The following is a 16,638-nucleotide window of genomic DNA, read 5'->3' on the forward strand; positions in this document are numbered from 1 at the left end:
CATCAACGACGATCCTGGTCCTTCTTCGCCTTCGCATGGCGGCGCTTTGAACGGCGATGGGCACCGACCTCCTCCATCACCTCCTGCTGGGTCATCGGCCGCTTCACCTGTGCGCGGATACTGGCCACGATGTCGGAGAGTTTCCGGCCACCGGAAGGCCTCATGGCAATGACCCCCAGCGACTCCAGTTCGTTCAGGATCGCGAGGGCCCGCTTGTCCAACACCTTCACCGCAAGCGTGTCCATGCGCTCAAAAGTACGCATCGCCCTACCCACCCCACACCCGGTGCACCCACGGCGATCTCCTGAAGCGGTGCTTGATCATGGAGGGCAAGCTGGGGGCTTCTACTTCAGGAATTCGTTCACATGCCCGGAAATGCTCCGCTTCACCTGCTCCCAGGTCCGTCCCTTCAAGCTCACCGGATCCTCGCTGTGCTCGGCATCCACGAACCAGGTGATGGCATACGGGATGCTGATCGCAATGCTGTTGTCCGGGAACTTCGCTCTGTGCCTGTCCAGGATCCAGCCCAGACCGTGCTCCGTGAGCAGGACGTCCAGGTCCCAGAAGTCTTTCTTTCTTCCGCGGTGAAGGATGGCCTCGATCTTCATCGGGGCGATGTCCTCATCCGTGTACATCCGAATGCCATCCTGGATCATGATGTCGTTGATGCGCGGATGCGGGTCCTTGACGATGTCGACCTTGACCCCCGCGATCGTGCAGAACGCCGCCCATTTTGCCGCATCCCTTCGGTAGTCGAAGTCGGTCCCGAACTCCTCGGTCAACTCCGCAACGACCCGGGCACGATCGAACTCGCCATGGAAGAACAGGTCCAGGTCGATGGATCGGCGATGCCCGTAGCGAAGAGCCATTGCGGTACCCCCGACCAACGAGAAGTCGTGCAGGGCCGGAAGCCCCATCAGACGCTTCAGTACGGCAAGCGTGTGCGGTTCGACCGACTCAGGGTGAAGCATCGGAACGCCTCCAGGGGCTTGTCGAATATGGCACTGACGAAATGGAGCGTGGCCACGGGAAGGTACCTCGCCTCGAGCAAGGCCTGGACGACCTGCTGATCCCCATAGTACCGCCTGCACTGCCGGATGTCCTCCACATCGCCCCGCTCGAACACCCGCTCGATCACGAAGCTGGCCTTCGCATCGTAGTCGATGGCGTCGAAGTCCACATCCCAGAAGATGCGGCGCGCGAACACGGGCTTGGGCCGGGCGGTCATGCGGTGAAGGTAGCGGCCGGGGCCGGGCGTGTGACCCCACCAGGAGTCGAACCTGGATCAAGAGTTTAGGAAACTCCTATTCTATCCATTGAACTATGGGGTCGCGCCCGGGGCAGGGCCGCGAAGGTAACCCGCCTGTGCACGACAGACCAGCGCGCCCCCTGGCACGTTATTCGGTGGTAACACGCGCCTGTGGATGAGCCGCGCCCGCGCCGCGTCGGCAGGCCCCTGCACCCCCGGACCTTTGTTGAAGGTGTTCTCCCGCTTCGTCCGCCGCGCCCTCCTGTGGGGCAGCGCGCTGCTGGTCCTCTGCGCCGGGGCCCTGGCGGTGGTGGCCACCCTGTACGAGGACGAGGTGAAGGCCCGCCTGCTGGGCCTGCTGAACGCGCAGCTGGCCACGCCCGTGCAGGTGCAGCACATCGACCTCACCCTGCTGCGCCGCTTCCCCAAGGCCAGCCTCCACCTGCACGGCGTGTTCGTGCGCGAGGTGCGCGCCGACAGCGCCGCGGCCGACAGCCTGCTCTACGCCGAGGACCTCTTCCTGGACTTCAACCTCTCGGAGCTGCTCACCGGCAGCTACGGCATCCGCCGAATCCACGGCGAGGGGGTGCGCGCCCACATCGCCCACGATGCCCAGGGCCGGCCCAACTACCGCATCTGGCGCAGCGACAGCACCGCCACCGGACGGCTGCCCCTGGAGCGGCTCACCCTGGAGGACCTGTGGGTGCGCTACCGCCACGGGGGCAGCGGCACGGAGGTGGTCGGTGCCAGCGACCGCATCGCCCTGCGCGGCACCCTGGGCGATGGGCCCAACAGCCTGCGCACCGAGGGCCATGTGCACCTGATCGACTGGCACCAGGGCCGCACCCGCATCCTGGCCGACCGCGAAGCGGAGGTGCTGCTCACCATGACCTTCGGCGACGCCGACAACGCCTTCCGCATCACCAACGGCGAGGTGACCAGCGGCGGTGTGCGCCTCACCAGCACCCTGGCCGTGGTGCCCGAGGCCGATGGCCTCTTCCTGGACCTGCGCGCCGCCGGCGACCAGTGCGACCTGGAGCGCCTGCTGGCGTTGCTTCCGCCGGAGCTCACGCGCCCCCTGCGCCCCTATGGCCTGAAAGGGGAGGCCGATGTGGTGGCCCGCTACGCCGGCACCATCGGCGGTCGCACCCCCCCGGCGCTGGCCGTGCAGCTGGCCGTGCGCGACGGCCGCTTCCGCGAGCAGACCAGCGGCGCCACCTTCGACAAGGTGCACGGCTGGGCCGACCTGGCCCTCACCGGCGACGGCACGCTGGCCGAACTGAAGGTGCGCGAACTGCGCGCCCGCTCCGGCGGCGGCTCCCTGGCCGGCCACCTGCACCTGCGCGGCGGCGCCAAGGCCCAGGTGGATGCCGGGCTGAAGGCCGACCTGGAGCTGGGTGAGCTGCTGCGCTTCGTGCGGCTGGACAGCCTGCAGCACGCCGAGGGTCGCCTCCGCGCCGACCTCACCGCGAAAGGCCCGCTGCCCCGTCTCGCCGGTCTGAGGGCCCGCGACCTGCAGGGCCTGGCCATCGGCGGCACCGCCAGCCTGCACGGCGCCTCCCTTGGCCTGCGCGGCGCAGGCCTGGCCATCACCGCCGTGGATGCCGACCTGGCCCTGGCCGGGCCCGATGCCCGCGTGCAGCGGCTTACGGCCACCGTGCAGGGCGACCGCCTCGACCTGAGCGGCACGCTGCACGGCCTGGTGCCCTACCTGCTGCTGGACGGCCAGCGCCTGGCCATCACCGCCCAAGGTTCGGCCACCCGCATCGACCTGGCCCGCTGGATCACCGGCGGCGGCAGCGGCCCCGCCAACCTCGCCCTGCCCGCGGCCCTGGCGCTGGACCTCGACGTGCGCGTGGACGAGCTGGTGTACGACGCCTTCACCGCCACCGGCATCACCGGCCGCGTGGTGCTGGCCGACCGCATGCTGCGCGCCGAGCCCGTGCGCTTCACCACCGCCGGCGGCACCGTGGGCGGCGCCATCACCCTGGACGGAGGCACCACCGCCGCCTACCCGCTGGCCGTGCGCGCCTCCCTCAGCGGCATCGACGTGCACCGCCTCTTCGCCGAGTTCAAGGACTTCGGCCAGGACTTCATCGGCCAGCGCCACCTGCAGGGCACCTGCCGCGCCGAGGTGCGCTTCGACGCCCCCCTGCGGCCTGACCTGCACTTCGACCTGGACCGGCTGACCTGCACGGCGGACGTGGTGGTGGAGCAGGGCGTGCTGAAGGGCCATGCCCCGCTGATGGAGGTGGCCACCTACGTGAAGCGCAACAAGCTCGCCGGCCTGATGCTCGACGCCGACCAGCTGGCGCGCCGCCTCGCCGAGGTGCGCTTCGCCCGCTTGGAGAACCGCGTGGAGATCCGCGACCGGCAGGTGCGCATCCCCCTGATGGAGGTGAAGAGCAGCGCGCTGGACATCGAGCTCAGCGGGGTGCACGGCTTCGACGACCGCATCGACCACCGCCTCAACTTCCGCCTGGGCGACCTGGTGCGCGGGGCACCGCCGCAGGACGAGTTCGGCCCCGTGGTGGACGACGGTACCGGCCCGCGGCTCTTCCTGCGCATGCAGGGACTGGCCGGCGACCCCACCTTCAGCACCGACCCGGAGATGGCCGCCGCCCGCCGTGGCCGCCAATGGCAGCAGGAGAAACAGGAGCTGAAAGCCCTGTTCCGCAAGGACCTCGACACCCGCGACGAGCGCACCGCCACGGCCGGCACCGTGCGCTTTCAGGTGGAGCATCCGGACGATGCCGACACCCCGGAGCAGGAGCCCGCGCCCCGTCCCGAACGCCGCCGCCGCGAGGAGGAACCGCCCCCCGTGGTGATCGAGGTGGAGCCCTGAGCCGCGCGGAAGCCCCATCTTCACGGACCGAACCCGTGGACCTCTACTCCCGCAAACAGCGCTGGAAGCTGGTGCTGGCCCTGGCCGCCCTGCTCATCGTCATCGCCTCGCTGTGGTACAGCAACCGCATCGTGGACAAGGTGCGCGAGGAGGAGCGCCGCAAGGTGGAGCTCTGGGCCGAGGCCGTGCAGAACCGCGCCCGTCTGGTGAACCTCACCGACCGCCTCTTCGCCCGCCTGCGCGAGGAGGAGCGCAAGAAGGTGGAGCTCTGGGCCGAGGCCATGCTGCGCCTGGTGGGCGCCGCCGAACCCGGCGACCTCTCCTTCTTCCTCAAGGTGGTGAGCGACAACACCACCGTGCCCGTGGTGATCACCGATGCCCGCGGGGAGGTGAAGTTCCACCGCAACCTGGACAGCCTGGTGAGCGCCGACCCCGAGCGCCTGCACCAGGCCGTGGCCGACATGGCCGCCCGCCGCAAACCCGTGGAGATCGCCGTCTATGGTACGCAGAAGCAATACCTGCACTACCAGGACAGCCGCCTGCTGCGCGAGCTCGAGGAGGTGATGGACGGCATCATCCGCTCGTTCATCAGCGAAACGGTGATGAACACCGCCGCCGTGCCCGTGATCCTCACCGACAGCACCGGCGGCCGTGTGGTGGAGAGCGGCAACGTGGACAGCCTGGTGCTGCGCGACCCCGCCCTGCTGGCCGCCAAGCTCGCCGAGATGGCCGCGCGCAACCGCCCCCTGGAGGTCACCCTCGCCGGCCAGGGCCGCCACTACATCTACTTCGAGGAGTCGCTCGTCATCACCCAGCTGCGCTACTTCCCCTACGTGCAGCTGGTCATCATCGGCCTCTTCCTGCTGGTGAGCTACGCCCTCTTCAGCATCTTCCGCAACGCCGAGCAGAACCAGGTGTGGGTGGGCATGGCCAAGGAGACCGCGCACCAGCTGGGCACCCCGCTCAGCTCCCTGATGGCGTGGATGGAACTGCTCAAGAGCCGCGGCGTGGACCCCGCCGCCCTCACCGAGATGCGCAAGGACGTGGACCGGCTGGAGGTGATCACCGAGCGCTTCAGCAAGATCGGCAGCGCTCCGGAGCTCACGCCCGAGAAGCTCTACCACACCCTGCGCGCCACGGTGCTCTACCTGCGTCCGCGCCTGCCCAGCAAGGCCCGCATCGAGGTGCAGGCCCCGCCCGACCCCGAGCTGCTGGTGCCCCTCAACCGACCGCTCTTCAGCTGGGTGATCGAGAACCTCATCCGCAACGCCATCGATGCCATGGAGGGCGAGGGCTCCATCACGCTCGCCATCGAGCGTGAGGACGATGCCGTGCATGTGGACGTCACCGACACCGGCAAGGGCATCCCCGCTGCGCAGCACCGCACGGTGTTCCAGCCCGGCTTCACCACCAAGAAGCGGGGCTGGGGTTTGGGGCTCTCGCTCAGCAAGCGCATCATCGAACAGTACCACGGCGGCCGCATCGTCGTCAAGCGCAGCGCGCCTGGGAAGGGCACCACGTTCAGGATCACGTTGAAAGGCTGAGCTCCCTGCTCCTGCTCAGACGATGTCCGGTCTGTACTTCCACATCCCGTTCTGCAAGAAGGCCTGCACGTACTGTGACTTCCACTTCAGTACATCCATGCGCGGACGCGAAGGGCTGTTGGACGCGATGGAACGCGAACTGATCCAGCGCGCGCGGGAGCTCGGCGACGCACCGGTGGACACGATCTACTTCGGCGGCGGCACCCCCAGCCTGCTGGAACCCGCGCGCATCGCCTCGTTCCTGCAGCTGGCGCACGACCTGCTGCGCGTGAGGCCCGATGCCGAGGTGACCCTGGAGGCGAACCCCGATGACATCACCGCCGAACGGCTCGCCGCGTGGCAGGCGATGGGCATCACACGCCTGAGCCTGGGCACCCAGAGCTTCCGTGCGGACCGCCTGGCGTGGATGGGCCGTGCCCACGATGCGGAGCAGGCGCTGCGCAGCATCGCCCTCATCGCCCACGCCGGCTTCATGTCCTGGACCATCGACCTCATCTACGGCCTGCCGGGCATGACCCTCGCCGAATGGGACGAGCAGCTCACCATCGCGCTGGACCACGGCATGCCGCACCTCAGCGCCTACGCCCTCACCGTGGAGCCGCGCACCGCCCTGGCCCATCAGGTGAGGCAGGGCCGCACGGTGCCTGCGGATGATGAGGCCACCGCCGCCCAGTTCGACCACCTCATGGTGCGCATGAAGGCCGCCGGACTGGTGCACTACGAGATCAGCAACTTCGGGCGTCCGGGCCACTTCAGCCGCCACAACAGCAGCTACTGGGAGGGCGTGCCCTACCTGGGCATCGGGCCCGCCGCGCACAGCTTCAGCGGAACCACGCGCCGGTGGAACGTGGCGAACAATGCGCGCTACACCGCCGCCGTCGAAAAAGGGGAGCCGTTCAGCGAAACGGAAACGCTCACCCCGGTGCAGCGCACCAACGAGCTGCTCCTCACCGGGCTCCGCACCCACCGAGGCGTGCAGCTCGATGCGCTGCCGGTGGACGTCCGCCCGCGGAATGAGCAGCGGATCGTGCACTACGTGGCGCAGGGCCTCGCGCAGCTGGAAGGCGGGCGGTTAGTTTTGACCGAACGCGGAAGGCACTTCGCGGACCGCATCGCGATGGAGCTCTTCGCCGAGGCATGATCGCCGACATCGAACACCACGGACGCCGCTTCCGCGTGGACCTGGGCCGGCCCATCGACCTCAGCCTGCCCCTGCACTCCGGCGAAGGCCGGCTGCGCGCCTGGTACGTGGACCCCGTTCGCATGGAGCCCGTGGTGATGGGCGACCGCACCTTCGCGGTGAGCGCCGGCGCTCCGGTGAACTTCCGCAACGTGTTCGTCAATCCCCACGGCCACGGCACCCACACCGAGAGCGTGGGCCACCTCGACGCCGCCATCACCCCCGTGGGCTGCCTGCTCGACCGCTTCTTCTTCACCGCCGAGGTGGTGAGCCTGCGCCCCGAACAACGCCGCGCGCCCGATGGCCGCACCGACCAGGTGATCACCCTGGAGCAGCTGCGCAACGTGCTGGACGAGCGGCCGCGCGAGGCCCTGGTGCTGCGCACCCTGCCCAACGCCCCCGGCAAGGACACGCGCGACTGGTGCGGCAGCAACCCCGCCTACCTGCAGAGCACCGCCACCGCCTGGTTGCGCAGCATCGGGGTGAAGCACCTGCTGGTGGACCTGCCCAGCGTGGACCGCGAGGAGGACGGTGGCGTGCTGGCGGCGCACCATGCCTTCTGGGACTTCCCCGCCACGGTGGACACCACGCGCACCATCACCGAACTGCTGCACGTGCCCGACGCGGTGCCCGACGGCCGCTACCTGCTGGAGCTGCAGCTGGCGCATTGGATGAACGACGCCGCCCCCAGCCGGCCCGTCCTCTACGCGCTGCTGCCATGACGCTGGAGGAGTTCCGCGCCCACTGCGCCACCTTCCCGGGGTTCAGTGAGGACCTGCCCTTTGGGCCCGAGGTGCTGGCCTTCCGCGTGGGCGGGCGCATCTTCGCCCTGATGGACGTGGACACCTTCGAGAGCGTGAACCTGAAGTGCGATCCCGAACGCGCCATCGACCTGCGCGAGCAGCACCCCGGCATCACCCCGGGCTACCACATGAACAAGCGCCACTGGAACACGGTACGCACGGATGGCAGCGTGCCCCACCGCCTGCTGCTGGAGCTGGCCCGCCACAGCTACGAGCGGGTGCGTGCCTCCCTGCCGAAGAAGGTGCGGGAGGAACTCGAGAGGCCTTAGGCCGCAGGGGCGCGGAGACGCACAGAAGCGCCTCCGGTCAATCACGTACTTCCGCGGGCCCGACACTCCCTTCGCGCCTGTCGCGTCCTGGCTCGTAACCATCGCCCGCCGGTCATTCCCTCTGCGCCTCTGCGGCTACCTTTGCCACCACCATGAGCTCCCGCCGCATCGGCCGCGTCCTGCTGGGCTACTTCCTCCGCGGCCTGCTGCTGGTGGTGCCGGTCACCGTGCTCATCTGGGGCCTGTGGAAGGCGCTGTCCTTTCTGGACGGCATCATCCCCATCGAGATCCCGGGCCTGGGCCTGCTCACCCTGCTGGTGGGCCTCACCCTCTTCGGCTGGTTGGGCAGCACCATCCTGTATCAACCCGTGGCCGAATTCGGCGAGGAGGTGCTCAAGCGGATCCCCTTCCTGAAGACCTTCTATGGCGCCATCAAGGACCTGGTGGAGGCCGTGGTGGGCAACAAGAAGCGCTTCGACCGCCCTGTGCTGGTGCGCATGGCCTTGGGCAGTGACGTGGAGAAGCTCGGCTTCATCACCGAGGATGACCTCGCCCACCTGGGCATCCCCGAAGGCAAGGTGGCCGTGTACCTGCCCCACAGCTTCGCGTGGAGCGGCAACCTGTACATCGTGCCGGCGCGGAACGTGACGCCGATAGATGCCCGCGCGGCGGACGTGATGAAGTTCGTGGTGAGCGGTGGCGTGGCCAAGGTGGACGACGACGCGCACTGAGCCGCCATGCCCACCGCCCACCGCAATGCGCTCGTGCTGCTGCACGTCACCGTGTTCGTGTGGGGCTTCACCGGCATCCTGGGCAAGCTGATCCAGCAGCCCACCCTGCACCTGGTGTACACGCGCACGGTGATCGGCGCGTTGGGACTTGCCGTGGTGGCGCTGGCCACGCGCCGGAGCCTTTCGCCGCGCACCCCGGGCCTGGCGAACTACCTGCTGGTGGGGCTCATCATCCTGGGGCATTGGATCACCTTCTACGGCGCCATCAAGCTCAGCACCGCCAGCATCGCCGCCGCGTGCCTCAGCACCAGCACGGTGTTCACCGCGCTCATGGAACCCTTCTGGTTCAAGCGCCGCATCCGCGTGAGCGAGGTGGTGCTCGGCATCGTGGTGGTAGCCGCCCTGCTGCTCATCTTCGGGCTGGAGGTGCAGCACCGGCTGGGCATCGCCGTGGCCACCCTCAGCGCCCTGCTCAGCGCCTGGTTCAACGTGGTGAACGGCGTGCTCATCCAACGCGACAACGCCCTGCGCATCGGCTTCTACGAGATGGTGAGCGTGGTGGCGGCCCTGGCCCTCTACGGCCTTGTCACGGGTGATCTGGCGCCACCGCTCTGGCAGTTGCCGGTCAGCGACATCATCTATCAGTTGTTGCTGGGGCTCGTCTGCACCACCTTCGCCTTCGTGGCCGGCATCGCCGTCATGCGCCAGCTCAGCCCCTTCACCGTGATGCTCACCGTGAACCTGGAGCCCGTGTACACCATCATCTTCGCGCTGCTCATCTGGGGCGCGGAGGAGAAGCTCACCGTGGGCTCCTACCTGGGCGTCGCCCTCATCCTCGGCTGCCTCTTCATCAACGGCTGGCTGCAGCGCGGCAAGCGCGCGAGCGAGGTCACCGAACCGGATCCCCTGGCGCAGGTGTGAGCGGGGAGGGGCGAGTAGCGAGTGCCCACCCACACGCTAACGCACCGAGGGGCGAGTAGCGAGTGCCCACGCACGACCGAAAGCACCGAGTGGCGAGTGGCGAGTGCCCACGCACGACCGAAAGCACCGAGTGACGAGTAGCGAGTGCCCACGCACGACCGAACGCACCGAGTGACGAGTAGCGAGTGCCCACGCACGACCGAACGCACCGAGTGACGAGTAGCGAGTGCCCACGCACGACCGAACGCACCGAGTGACGAGTAGCGAGTGCCCACGCACGACCGAACGCACCGAGTGGCGAGTGAATGCCCTCATGGTGCTTCACTCGCCACTCACCACTCGGTACTCGCTACGCGTCACTCCCCGCTCCCTCCCAGCTTCACGTCCTCATCCCCCGCCAGGTGATCCACGTAGGTGAGGAAGAACTGGAACATCTCATCGGTGGTGCGCATGAACCGGCTGTCGCTGCCCCGCACCTCCTGCGGCGGATCGAAGGGCTGATGCGGATTCTCCGCGCGGTTGTCGAAGGTGCCCTCGGCCACGATGATGTCGCCCGGCCGCAGGATCACCGGCCTCCCGAACGTGTAGGCATACTGCCAGCGGAAGTCCCAGTCCTTGATCCGTACCAACGGAATGGTGTCCGCACCGCGCAGCGCGTACGCCGTGAACCGCGTGCCCAACAGGTGCATGTGCGGGTTGACGGAGAGCACGCTGATCGCCTTGGGCACAGGGAGCCGTGTGCTGAAGGTGCGCACCTCTCCGGGCGAGAGATGCAGGGGAGGCACCACGGGGGTATGTGTGCTGCCCAGGGCCAGTTCCTGCAGCGGCCGCTCCGGCGCTCGCGGCGCGAACCAGAGGTGGAAGCTGCTGCGGTCCACCGCTTCGCGATCGCTGGGGCCGTAGTGCACCGTGTTGAGCAGGAAGGCGCCCTTGCGCGCCAGGTGCAGACCGCCGAGCCCATCGGGCAGCACCAGGGGGTCCAGTCCGGGCAGGTAGTTGACGGCGCTGGGCACCAACGGCGGCCAGCTGCCGTCATCGTTGGCCAGCCCCAGCTGCGCGAAAGCCGTCGGCCCGCCCTGCTGCTCGGCATCCAGGAAGGCGCTTCCGGCGAACACATCGGCCTTGGCGCCCTCGGGGTAGTTGATCAACGCGCCGTTCATGTGGTGCACCAGACGGCGATCGCCCGGCACGAAGGCCACGGCCCGCAGGAAAGTGTCGCGCGGCAGCTCGAAGGGCGCCTTGGTGATGATGAAGCGGTCGCGGCCATCCCCCGGCACGGTGAAGGCGCCGGGAACCGGCACCACCAGGTCCGGAGGACCAAGCCCGGCGAACTCCCGCACCGGAGGCATGGTCCGCAAGGAAGCCGTGTCGCCCGGCGGCATGCCCTGCTCCACCCACTTTCCGAGGAGGGCGATCTGTGCGGCGGTGAGCACGCGTTCACCCAGAAAGCGGCTGTACGCCGTGTCCGCCGGCCATGGGGGCATGAACCGTTCGCGCGTGACATGGCCCACGGTGCGGGCCTTGCGCCGCACTTCCGCATAGGTGGTGAGCGCGAAGGGCCCGGCATGTCCCGGGCTGTGGCAGGGCATGCAGTGCGCGCCGATCAGCGGAGCGATGTGGTCGGCATAGGTCACCATGTCCGGCAGGTTCACCACCGCATCCACCGGATCCTCCGGGCCACAACCCGGCATGGCCAGCAGCAGCAGGCCCCAGATCCCCACCGCGGTCCGCATCCTCATGGTTCCTGCGCGTCCATGCACTCCAGGAAACAACCGACGGCCCGCACATGGGCCACGGCAGGACGTCCACCCCGCCGCACGGCCGCGAGCGCATCGCGCAGATGGTGGTGGGTGGCCTCGGGCTTCTTGCGCCCGGCCCGCTGTGCGCGATCGTCGATGGCGCCCCGGTACAGCACCGAGCCGTCCGCCGCCAGGAGGAACGCCTCGGGGGTGACCACCGCCTCCAACGCCTGTGCGATCGCACAGGCCGGGTCCATCACCTGCGGAAAGCGGAACCCGTTCCGTTCGGCGAAGGCCCGCGCGCTGTCGGGGACGATGGACGGCGACGCATACAGCCCCACGATGTGCAGCCCATCATCGGGCACCAGCGTGGCCAGCTCGGGCGCGTGCATCAGGCAGAGCGGGCACTCGGGATCCAGGGTCAGCACCAAGGTGTGGCCCGCTCCGAAAAGCGATCGACCCGCCACGACCGCGCCATCCGCGAGCCGGTGCTCCATGGTCCGCAGCGTGTCCAGGTCCACACGGGATGTTGCGCCGCATCCGGCCAACAGAAGACCCACGACGCACGTGGTGAACAGCCATCCGTGGCGCATCGGCCAAAGGTATCGGCGCCGCCGTGCCACCTTTGCCACCGCACCATGAAACGCACCACCGGTCTCCTGCTCCTGCTGGGCGTGGCCCTGCTGGTCTTCTTCATCACCCGCGAGGTGTACCGGCCCGCGCCACCGGCCGAGGAGGTGGAGGGGTGAACCGGATCCTCGGTTGCATGATGATCTTCCCTATCTGGTCGTGATCTTCATGAACGGAACAACATGGCTCACCTCGCCTTGAGCAACATGCAACAGATACGAGCCTTGACCAAGCTCCGAAAGGTCGATCTGGATCAGATCCCCGGTATCGCGCCCTCTCAAGCACTCCACGCCGAGCATATCGTACACGACCAATTCCACTGGACCCGGGACCTCAAGCCTTAAGGTCAGACGATCTTCGGCCGGAACGGGAAATACGACAGGTCCACGGTCTGTGTGTTCCTCCAAACCCACCTGAGATCCCGCTCCGTTGCACGCCTCCGGCAGATCATTGTAAAAAGCCTGTACCGAATCCACCCTTTCCTGTAGCCGCAGAACGCTGCTCATCAGCCCATTGGATCCTGGGCGGGCGAACACGAACGCGTAGACAAGTTCGATCTCCTCTCCGGCATCCAGCTCCACGGGTCCGGCCGACATGACCATCCGCCTATCCCACGGTTGATTGCCTGATGAATGCTCCGCCCATGGAGCCATCACCTGACCACCTGTTCCCGCTCCAAGTGGGTCTTCAGAACTTGGAAATGCAAAGCGCGCTGGAACGGTCGTGGCCTCGGGATCGGAGTAATGCCCAGTGCCTCCATGGAAGAGCGGTGTTCCGTCGCGCCAGTACCCGCTCAGATAACCGAAGAACTGTTCGGCTGTATTCGGATTGCCTCGGGCGGTGGCGTCATTGCTGAAGTAGGTCATGTACGCGACACCATGACGTTCATTGTCGACCACCAGGTCACCAAAACCAGAGCCATTGAAAGCGGGTATACCCGGTCCTTCGGGATCGTCAAACCCATCAGGCTCCAGGAACGGACCTTTGAGCTGCGTTGTCCCAAAAGCGGGTGGCATCGACCCATATCCGGTATAGGTTGATGTCGTTTCATCCAGCGTATCCGCGTTGTACACGTAGCCGAGATTCCTTCCGGGATCAGAGCCCACGTAGTCATCACGACCATATCCAAGGTCATAGTCGGTGAACAGACCAATGCGGACCATTTCATAGGGGTCATCGCTTCGATTGATGAGCCGGTATTTGATGAAGAGGGTGTGCGCGATCGCGTCGTCGGTGGAATAGAATGCGAAGGGCATGGCATGGACCTCGATACCAAGGGGAGCACCGCCCGTGCCATGGGGGTTCAGCATGTCATTGAACATGAAATAGAGTGCTTCATCACCGTGGATGCACGGTGCATCACCGGCGATTGGCTCATACAGCCCGTCACCATCAAGATCGATGAATGGCGCCAACCGGGCGGCCTGACCAGCCAAGGTGTCACCGTTCCCTGGCCAGTCAATGAAGCTTTGGGGTATCACATACCCGGGGAACTGAACATTGACATCGCATCCTGGCGTGTTCAAACAATCGTAGTAGGCCTGGTGCAGGGCAACATCCACAGCCTTGATCTTGAACACTTGATCATACTGGGCTGACACGGCCGGAGTGATCGATGCGCTGCCGTCCGTTGTAAGCGGTCCTGGGGCGTAGTCGGGCAGCCCGTTCTGGTCGAACAGCAGGCCAGCAAGATGCAAGCTGCCAAGCGTATCGTACCCACCCACCCACATTGAGGCTGCGAACAACGCATGGGCCCCGCTTCCAACGGGCACCTCAAAATCCGGCTCGCCAACGCTCCGATCAAGCCCGATCATGCCATGGGCCGTGAATCGGGCCCGGACCATGTTCGCATCCAAGTGATCGAAGCTCTGCGCCATGGACGATAGAGAGCCCAGGGCCATTGATAAAGCCAAAGCCTGCGTTGTCTTCATGGGATCAGGAGCTTACCGTGATGAAACTACCTTGTATGATCCACGATCAACCGGTCAGAACAGGCAACGGCAGCTCAGAGGCGACTTACGGCGCCGCCGTGCCACCTTTGCCACCGCACCATGAAACGCACCACCGGTCTCCTGCTCCTGCTGGGCGTGGCCCTGCTGGTCTTCTTCATCACCCGCGAGGTGTACCGGCCCGCGCCACCGGCCGAGGAGGTGTCGAGCACCGTCCTGCTGGAGCGCATCCGCCCGGTGCTGAAGCTGGTGACGGTGGAAGGCGACCTCAGCGAGGTGTTCACGTACAGTGACAACAGCGCCGCCTGGTTCGACTGGTCCAGGGACCTGGGCTGGAACCGCAAGCAGGCCATCCTGCTGGTGAAGGCCCGCGCCTCGGTGGGCTACGACCTCGAGGGCCTGGGGCTCACCTTCGATGAGGCCACGCGCACCGTTCGCCTCACCGACCTGGGCACACCGAAGCTGCTGTCCCTGGAGCACGATGTGAAGTACTTCGACCTCGAGGAGGGCGCCTTCGCCGAGTTCAGCGCGGCGGACCACACGCGCATGCAGGCGCAGGCCAAGGCCCGCATCGAGCAACGCCTGCCGCAGAGCGGTCTGTTCGAGGCCGCCGCCGGACAGAAGAACGAGTTCCTCGCGGTGCTGCGCGCCGTGGTGGAGAACGGGGGATGGACCTTCGTGGAGGGGGATGGCGCCAAGCCCCTGAGCAGGTGACAAGTGTCCAAGCGCCACGGTCCTTGTGACTTGATGCTTGGCACTTGTGATTTGACACTTGAACATTCAGCCTCACGCGGCGTTCCTACCTTCGTTCGCATGAGCACGGCCACCCTTTCCGCGCGGCACTACTGCCCCTCGCTCACCCGCTACGAACGCTGGCGGACACGGGCGGTGCGCATCGGTGACATCGGCATCGGCGGCGACCATCCCATCCGGGTGCAGAGCATGACCACCACGGACACGATGGACACTGCGGCCACCGTGGCGCAGAGCATCCGCATGATCGAGGCCGGCTGCGAACTGGTGCGCATCACCGCGCCCTCGAAGAAGGAGGCCGAGAACCTCGCCGAGATCCGCCGGCAGCTGCGCGCCGCCGGCTTCAGCACACCGCTGGTGGCCGACATCCACTTCACGCCCAACGCGGCCGAGATCGCGGCCCGCATCGTGGAGAAGGTGCGGGTGAACCCCGGCAACTACGCCGACAAGAAGCGGTTTGACGTGCGTGAGTACACCGATGCGGAGTACCAGGAGGAGCTCGACCGCATCCGCGACCGCTTCACTCCGCTGGTGCGCATCTGCAAGGAGCACGGCACGGCCATGCGCATCGGCACCAACCACGGCAGCCTCAGCGACCGCATCCTCAATCGCTACGGCGACACGCCGCTCGGCATGGTGGAGAGCGCCATGGAGTTCCTGCGCATCTGCCGCGACGAGGACTACCACGAGATCGTGCTGAGCATGAAGGCCAGCAATCCGCAGGTGATGGTGCAGGCCTATCGGCTGCTGGTGAACCACATGCTGCGCGAGGGCATGAACTACCCGCTGCACCTGGGCGTCACCGAGGCCGGCGACGGCGAGGACGGCCGCGTGAAGAGCGCCGTGGGCATCGGTGCGCTGCTGGAGGACGGGCTGGGCGACACCATCCGGGTGAGCCTCACCGAGGAGCCCGAGGCCGAGATCCCCGTGGCCAAGGCCCTGGCCGACCGCTACAGCGCGCGCCGCGGGCACGACCCGATCCCCGAGGTGCACCATGTGCCCATCGACCCCTTCAGCCACGCCCGCCGGCATACCCGCGAGGTGCTCAACATCGGTGCGCGGCACGTGCCCGTGGTCATCGCCGACCTCAGCACCAAGAAGAAGATCAGCCCCGCCACCCTCTTCCCCTGGGGCTACCACTACAGCGTGCCGCTGGACAAGTGGAACCTCACCGACCAGGCCTGCGACTACCTCTTCCTCGGCGACCACCACCTGGACTTCGAGATCCCCGGCACGCTGGGCGTGGTGCAGGAGCACGCCACCTGGCTGAAGGACCGCCACAAGCCGCGCCACTACCCGCTGGTGACCGCCGCCGACCTGCTGGCCAACGTGCCCGTGAACCACGACCTCAACTTCGTGTACGCCACGCTGAAGGACCTGACGCCCGAGCTCATTGAAGCGCTGGACGAGGATGAGAGCTGTGTGCTGCTGCTCGACACGCTGAACGAGCATGGCTACGCCGAACAGCGTGCCGCCTTCTTCCGCTTGATGGAGGCCCAGTGCGAGGTGCCCGTGATCATCGGACGCGACTATGTGAACCTCGACCCCGAACACCTGATGCTGCATGCCAGCACGGATATGGGCGCACTCTTGCTCGATGGCCTGGGCGATGGGGTGATGATCTGCCCTGAGAACAGCGGCGGCGACGAGCTGGTGGACCGCACCGCCTTCGGCATCCTGCAGGCCACGCGCACCCGCATCAGCAAGACCGAGTACATCAGCTGTCCCAGCTGCGGGCGCACCCTCTTCGACCTGCAGGAGACCACGGCCAAGATCCGTGCGCGGACCAGCCACCTGAAGGGTGTCAAGATCGGCATCATGGGCTGCATCGTGAACGGCCCGGGCGAGATGGCCGATGCCGACTTCGGCTACGTGGGTACCGGCCCCGGTGTGATCACCCTGTATCGCGAGAAGGAGGTGGTGAAGCGCAATGTGCCCAGCGAAAAGGCCGTGGACGAGCTGATCGGCCTGATCAAGGAGCATGGGATGTGGGTGGAGCCCGCCTGAACCGGGCGGCGCAGTAGC

Annotated in this window: 15 protein-coding genes and 1 tRNA gene; 9 read left to right on the forward strand and 7 right to left on the reverse strand. The window is 67.0% G+C overall.

What is annotated here, in order from left to right; translation table 11 throughout:
- Positions 1-2: 2 nt before the first annotated feature.
- The 4 genes from IPM49_12285 to IPM49_12300 form a co-directional block, all read right to left on the reverse strand.
- A complete protein-coding gene (locus IPM49_12285; protein ID MBK9275299.1) occupies positions 3-245 on the reverse strand; it encodes a hypothetical protein in 243 nt (80 codons plus the stop codon).
- 99 nt (positions 246-344) lie between these two features.
- Entirely contained in the window at positions 345-917 is a 573-nt protein-coding gene (locus IPM49_12290) for a nucleotidyl transferase AbiEii/AbiGii toxin family protein (GenBank protein MBK9275300.1), read from the reverse strand.
- Positions 918-925: 8 nt separating this feature from the next.
- Positions 926-1,228, reverse strand: coding sequence for a hypothetical protein (locus tag IPM49_12295; GenBank protein ID MBK9275301.1), 303 nt, complete (start codon positions 1,226-1,228; stop codon positions 926-928).
- 31 nt (positions 1,229-1,259) lie between these two features.
- Positions 1,260-1,331 (reverse strand) — tRNA-Arg (locus IPM49_12300).
- A 93-nt stretch (positions 1,332-1,424) separates the two neighbouring features.
- Here IPM49_12300 and IPM49_12305 point away from each other — a divergent pair.
- The 7 genes from IPM49_12305 (at position 1,425) to IPM49_12335 (ending at position 9,542) form a co-directional block, all read left to right on the forward strand.
- Positions 1,425-4,094 carry a hypothetical protein gene (locus IPM49_12305; protein MBK9275302.1) on the forward strand — a complete coding sequence of 890 codons (2,670 nt, stop codon included), beginning with the start codon at positions 1,425-1,427 and terminating at the stop codon, positions 4,092-4,094.
- A gap of 35 nt (positions 4,095-4,129) precedes the next feature.
- Positions 4,130-5,638, forward strand: a complete 1,509-nt coding sequence (locus tag IPM49_12310) for a HAMP domain-containing histidine kinase (protein MBK9275303.1) — start codon at positions 4,130-4,132, stop codon at positions 5,636-5,638.
- Positions 5,639-5,660: 22 nt separating this feature from the next.
- On the forward strand, positions 5,661-6,779 hold the full coding sequence (gene hemW, locus IPM49_12315) for a radical SAM family heme chaperone HemW (GenBank protein MBK9275304.1): 1,119 nt from the start codon (positions 5,661-5,663) through the stop codon (positions 6,777-6,779).
- Positions 6,776-7,540, forward strand: a complete 765-nt coding sequence (locus IPM49_12320) for a cyclase family protein (GenBank protein MBK9275305.1) — start codon at positions 6,776-6,778, stop codon at positions 7,538-7,540. Before hemW ends, IPM49_12320 begins: the two co-directional genes overlap by 4 nt.
- Positions 7,537-7,890, forward strand: coding sequence for an MmcQ/YjbR family DNA-binding protein (locus IPM49_12325; protein ID MBK9275306.1), 354 nt, complete (start codon positions 7,537-7,539; stop codon positions 7,888-7,890). The genes IPM49_12320 and IPM49_12325 overlap by 4 nt, the downstream gene beginning before the upstream one ends.
- Before the next feature lie 152 nt (positions 7,891-8,042).
- Positions 8,043-8,621 carry a DUF502 domain-containing protein gene (locus tag IPM49_12330; protein ID MBK9275307.1) on the forward strand — a complete coding sequence of 193 codons (579 nt, stop codon included), beginning with the start codon at positions 8,043-8,045 and terminating at the stop codon, positions 8,619-8,621.
- A gap of 6 nt (positions 8,622-8,627) precedes the next feature.
- Positions 8,628-9,542 (forward strand): DMT family transporter, encoded by a 915-nt coding sequence (locus tag IPM49_12335; GenBank protein MBK9275308.1) that lies wholly within the window; start codon positions 8,628-8,630, stop codon positions 9,540-9,542.
- Between the two features lie 356 nt (positions 9,543-9,898).
- Here IPM49_12335 and IPM49_12340 read toward each other — a convergent pair whose 3' ends face one another.
- The 3 genes from IPM49_12340 to IPM49_12350 all read right to left on the reverse strand — a co-directional run bounded on the left by IPM49_12340 (position 9,899) and on the right by IPM49_12350 (position 13,842).
- On the reverse strand, positions 9,899-11,275 hold the full coding sequence (locus IPM49_12340; protein MBK9275309.1) for a hypothetical protein: 1,377 nt from the start codon (positions 11,273-11,275) through the stop codon (positions 9,899-9,901).
- A 2-nt stretch (positions 11,276-11,277) separates the two neighbouring features.
- A complete protein-coding gene (locus IPM49_12345; GenBank protein ID MBK9275310.1) occupies positions 11,278-11,874 on the reverse strand; it encodes a redoxin domain-containing protein in 597 nt (198 codons plus the stop codon).
- 186 nt (positions 11,875-12,060) lie between these two features.
- Entirely contained in the window at positions 12,061-13,842 is a 1,782-nt protein-coding gene (locus tag IPM49_12350; GenBank protein MBK9275311.1) for a T9SS type A sorting domain-containing protein, read from the reverse strand.
- A gap of 120 nt (positions 13,843-13,962) precedes the next feature.
- Here IPM49_12350 and IPM49_12355 point away from each other — a divergent pair, with 120 nt between their 5' ends.
- Together IPM49_12355 and ispG are read left to right on the forward strand one after the other, a co-directional pair.
- On the forward strand, positions 13,963-14,574 hold the full coding sequence (locus IPM49_12355; GenBank protein MBK9275312.1) for a DUF4230 domain-containing protein: 612 nt from the start codon (positions 13,963-13,965) through the stop codon (positions 14,572-14,574).
- A 99-nt stretch (positions 14,575-14,673) separates the two neighbouring features.
- Positions 14,674-16,620, forward strand: a complete 1,947-nt coding sequence (ispG, locus tag IPM49_12360; GenBank protein MBK9275313.1) for a (E)-4-hydroxy-3-methylbut-2-enyl-diphosphate synthase — start codon at positions 14,674-14,676, stop codon at positions 16,618-16,620.
- Positions 16,621-16,638 lie beyond the last annotated feature (18 nt).

Source organism: Flavobacteriales bacterium (assembly GCA_016715895.1).
Lineage (GTDB): Bacteria > Bacteroidota > Bacteroidia > Flavobacteriales_F > PHOS-HE28 > PHOS-HE28.